Source organism: Tardiphaga sp., from assembly GCF_044340795.1.
Taxonomy (GTDB): Bacteria; Pseudomonadota; Alphaproteobacteria; order Rhizobiales; family Xanthobacteraceae; genus Tardiphaga.
The window spans coordinates 1-2608 of sequence record NZ_JBIISY010000440.1 but is presented as its reverse complement, the minus strand read 5'-3'; the positions used below and the strand labels follow the sequence as shown (position 1 = coordinate 2608).

The window sequence follows — 2608 nt, the reverse complement described above, 5'->3', positions numbered from 1 at the left end:
CTGAAGAGGATTGAATGTCGAAAGTGATTACCAGACTTCTGCTCGGCACCGCCATTGCCGCTGCGACCGTCACCGCGGCCGCGGCTCAGGACAAGAACGTCAAGATCGGCGTGCTCACCGATCTCTCGGGTATCTATGCCGATCTCGCCGGTCCGGGCTCGACCCTGGCCGCGCAGATGGCCGTTGAAGACTCCGGCCTCAAGGCCAAGGGCTGGACCATCGATGTGATCTCCGGGGATCACCAGCACAAGCCGGACATCGGCGCCAATCTCGCGCGCCAGTGGTTCGACCGCGAAAAGATGGACATGATCACCGACGTGCCGAATTCGGGCGTCGCGCTGGCCGTGAACAACGTCGTCAAGGAAAAGAACGGCGTCTACATCAATTCCGGCGGCGGCACCTCGGATCTCACCAATGCCCAGTGCACGCCGAATACCATCCACTGGACCTACGACACCTATAACCTCGCTTACGGCACCGGCACCGCGCTGACCAAGGCCGGCGGCGACTCGTGGTTTTTCCTCACCGCCGACTATGCCTTCGGTGCCGCGCTCGAGCGTGACACCACCAATGCGTTGAAGGCGGCGGGCGGCAAGGTCACAGGCTCCGTCAAGCATCCGCTGAACTCGTCGGACTTCTCGTCTTTCCTGCTGCAGGCGCAGTCGTCGGGTGCCAAGGTCATCGGCCTTGCCAATGCCGGCGGCGACACCTCGACCTCGATCAAGCAGGCGGCGGAGTTCGGCATCAGCAAGAGCCAGAAAATGGCCGCGCTGCTGCTGTTCCTCACCGACGTCAAGTCGATCGGCCTCGACCTGGCCCAGGGTCTCTCCTTCACCGAGACCTTCTACTGGGACATGAATGACGGCACCCGCGAATTCTCGAAGCGCTTCTCGGCGCGTTCGAAGGGCGCGGCACCGCCGACCATGGTTCAGGCGGGTGTCTATTCCGGCACGCTGCATTACCTGAAGGCGCTGGAAGCCCTCGGCGGCAATCCGCATGACGGCGCCAAGGTCGTCGCCAAGATGAAGGAAATGCCGACCGACGACGCACTGTTCGGCAAGGGCTCGATCCAGCCGAACGGCCGCAAGATCCACCCGGCCTATCTGTTCGAGGTCAAGAAGCCCTCGGAATCGAAGACGCCGTGGGATTACTACAAGCTGGTCGCCACCATTCCGGCCGACCAGGCCTTCACGCCGCTCGACAAGAGCACCTGTTCGCTATTGAAGAAATAACGAGAGCTGTGGCCCGGCGGTATCCGCCGCCGGGCTGCGACTTCCTCTACTAACAAAACTAGAGTTGAAAGCGCCATGTCGATCAATCTCCAGGCCCTGTCCGCACAATTGCTGGTCGGGCTCATCAACGGCTCCTTCTATGCCTTGCTGAGTCTCGGTCTCGCCGTGATTTTCGGCATGCTGAACATCATCAATTTCGCCCATGGCGCGCTCTATATGATGGGCGCCTTCGTGGCTTACTTCCTGCTCAACCTGGCAGGGATCGGCTACTGGCCGGCGCTGTTCCTGGCGCCGATCATCGTCGGCATCTTCGGCATGATCCTTGAACGGACCATGCTGCAATGGATCGCCAATCTCGATCACTTGTACGGCCTGCTGCTGACATTCGGTCTCGCGCTGATCATCCAGGGTGTGTTCCAGAACTACTTCGGTTCGTCGGGCCTGCCTTACGCCATCCCCGATGCGCTGAAGGGCGGCGTCAATCTCGGCTTCATGTTCCTGCCGATCTATCGCGGCTGGGTCGTCATCTTCTCGCTGGTCATCTGTATCGCCACCTGGTTCCTGATCGAGCGCACGCGCCTCGGCGCCTATCTTCGCGCAGCGACCGAGAACCCGACGCTGGTGCGCGCCTTCGGCATCAACGTGCCGTTGATGATCACGCTGACCTACGGCCTGGGCGTCGGTCTGGCGGCGCTGGCCGGCGTGCTGTCGGCACCGATCAACCAGGTTCGCCCGCTGATGGGCGCGGACCTCATCATCGTCGTGTTCGCGGTCGTCGTCATCGGCGGCATGGGCTCGATCATGGGATCGATCATCACCGGTTTCACCCTCGGCATCATCGAGGGCCTGACCAAGTATTTCTACCCCGAGGCCTCCAACACCGTCGTCTTCGTGCTGATGGTCTTGGTGCTCCTCGTGAAACCCTCGGGCCTGACGGGACGGACCACCTGATATGACCACCATCACTGACAATTCGATCCCCACCACGCAGACCCGTGGCACCAAGGACGAGATGATCGCTTTCGTGATCATGACCGTCCTCTTGGCGGCCGTGCCGTTCTCCGGGCTGTATCCGTTCTTCGTGATGCAGGCGCTGTGCTTCGCGCTGTTCGCCTGCGCCTTCAACCTGCTGATCGGTTACGGCGGCCTGCTGTCCTTCGGCCATGCGATGTTCATGGGCACCGCGGGCTATGTCACCGCGCATATGGCCAAGGTCGGCACCATCGGCTTCAAGGTCCCGCTGATCGGCGAGTTCATGATCAATATGGGCCCGCTGTCGCCGGAACTGTCGATCGTGTTCGGTCTCATCGCGGCCTTCGTGCTTGCCGTCGTCACCGGCCTGATCGCGATCCGCCGTCAGGGCATCTACTTCGCCA

Annotated in this window: 2 protein-coding genes and 1 pseudogene; all 3 read left to right on the top strand. The window is 61.6% G+C overall.

From position 1 onward, the window contains the following. Window positions 1-14 precede the first annotated feature (14 nt). Window positions 15-1232 carry an ABC transporter substrate-binding protein gene (locus tag ACIQ17_RS32885; protein ID WP_398473767.1) on the top strand — a complete coding sequence of 406 codons (1218 nt, stop codon included), beginning with the start codon at window positions 15-17 and terminating at the stop codon, window positions 1230-1232. Window positions 1233-1307: 75 nt separating this feature from the next. Beyond that, window positions 1308-2183 carry a branched-chain amino acid ABC transporter permease gene (locus ACIQ17_RS32880; protein ID WP_398473766.1) on the top strand — a complete coding sequence of 292 codons (876 nt, stop codon included), beginning with the start codon at window positions 1308-1310 and terminating at the stop codon, window positions 2181-2183. 1 nt (window position 2184) lies between these two features. Continuing rightward, window positions 2185-2608, top strand: a pseudogene (locus ACIQ17_RS32875) (hypothetical protein); the annotation flags it as partial.

Bases quoted from the DNA above. Each gene is read 5' to 3' on its own strand.
- ACIQ17_RS32885 (WP_398473767.1), top strand. From the start codon at position 15: ATGTCGAAAGTGATTACCAGACTTCTGCTCGGCACCGCCATTGCCGCT.
- ACIQ17_RS32880 (WP_398473766.1), top strand. From the start codon at position 1,308: ATGTCGATCAATCTCCAGGCCCTGTCCGCACAATTGCTGGTCGGGCTC.